The following is a 1,589-nucleotide window of genomic DNA, read 5'->3' on the forward strand; positions in this document are numbered from 1 at the left end:
GGTAGTTGGGACCTTGTCCCTGTGAGAGTAGGACGTCGCCAAGCAAAAACCTAAGTCGATTCGACTTAGGTTTTTTTATGTTTATTTTTATGTATCACCTGTTAAAATTCATAAATTTAGTAATCTTAAAGAGGAAAAAAGATGAAATAGGGACTGTCTAAACTAAAATTTGAGCGATAATGTCGTAAAAGGTGATAAAGTAATACGTTTAAATTTCAGTTTAAGGTAAGAATTACCTTTTTATATTAATTAGGTTGTAGAATGATCAAAAATATTTTACTCTTTATATGAAAACGTTATGTGAAAAATAGCTATTTAGTTGTTTTTCACATAACGTTTTTACATTTTCAAAGGATTTCACATAAGAAAAAATCTATAATTAAGATAGTTAACATATATTTTTTTGATGGGTGTGGGGGATTATGAAAGAAATATGCATGTTATTAGTGGCTGTTATATTATGGGGGATAGCCATTGCGCCAACAAAGTGGGCATTAGAATCTATTCAGCCATTTACTTTGTTATTTATCCGCCTTTTCTTAGCTGGTGGAATCTGTTTACTATTCTCATTTAAACAATTAAAAAGATCTGTTGTACATAAACAAGTCCCGTGGAAAAGAATGAGTTTGCTATCTTTTACTGGCGTAGCTGGGTACTTTATGTTCACATCCTACGGTATTTCTTTAACGAGTGGATTGCATGTTAGTATTATTGATGCTGCTTTACCTTTAGTTACAATTCTTTTTTCAGCGTTCTTTTTGAAAGAAAAAATTCAACTTAATTATTGGATCGGTATTGTATTGGGGGCTATCGGAGTACTTCTTATTACAATTCCATCTAGTAATGTCGATCAAGAAGTATCTTTAATAGGAGATATCCTTATTTTATTAAGTACGTTCTTATTTGCTTTCTATACAGTATTGCTGAAACGACCAAAACAAGAACAGTATCTATCAAACAAGGTTTTTACAACATTAACTTTAATTCTTGGAGCTGTTATTCTATTACCATTTGCAATGGCAGAAACTTTTTACTATGGTTTTCCAAAAATCGAAACATGGAAGACAGGGTTTAGTGTAATATATCTTGTTATTGGGGCAACAATTTTAGCGTATTGGTTTTGGAATAGAGCATTAGAGACAGTCTCGGCATCAGTAAGTGGATTATATTTAAATGCGTTACCGTTAATAAGTATCGCTGCTTCAATTGTTCTATTAAATGAATCTTTGACGTGGAGAATAGGAATAGGTGGTAGCTTAGTTTTATTTGGAGTGATATGGGCGGATAAACGTAAATTAATTGATTTATTTATCTCAGGCGAGCGAAATGTTAAAGAGAATGAAGAATGTTAAAGTTTATAAGAGTATGTATATAGTGTTTAATGAAAAGGGCGCTTTGTATGTAATAGGATGTCCTTTTCATTATTTTCATTGAATTAGAGGAATTAAATAACTGAAACTAATATAGAAAATACCTTTGGAATTATTTTTATTATTAATTGAATAAAAAGTGTTGACGATTAGGATATAGAGGTGTAATATAGAACAAGTCGCCGATGCAATAACGCAGAACGCGGCAAACAAAATGAA

General features: G+C 31.3%; 1 protein-coding gene. It reads left to right on the forward strand.

Annotated elements, in window-relative coordinates:
• Positions 1-422: 422 nt before the first annotated feature.
• Entirely contained in the window at positions 423-1,352 is a 930-nt protein-coding gene (locus tag JDS82_RS28945; RefSeq protein WP_199714322.1) for a DMT family transporter, read from the forward strand.
• Positions 1,353-1,589 lie beyond the last annotated feature (237 nt).

It is taken from the genome of Bacillus cereus group sp. N14 (assembly GCF_016483555.1).
In the GTDB taxonomy this organism is placed as follows: Bacteria; Bacillota; Bacilli; order Bacillales; family Bacillaceae_G; genus Bacillus_A; species Bacillus_A wiedmannii.

Excerpts from the sequence above, each read along its gene's own strand:
- JDS82_RS28945 (WP_199714322.1), top strand. The coding sequence starts at position 423 with ATGAAAGAAATATGCATGTTATTAGTGGCTGTTATATTATGGGGGATA.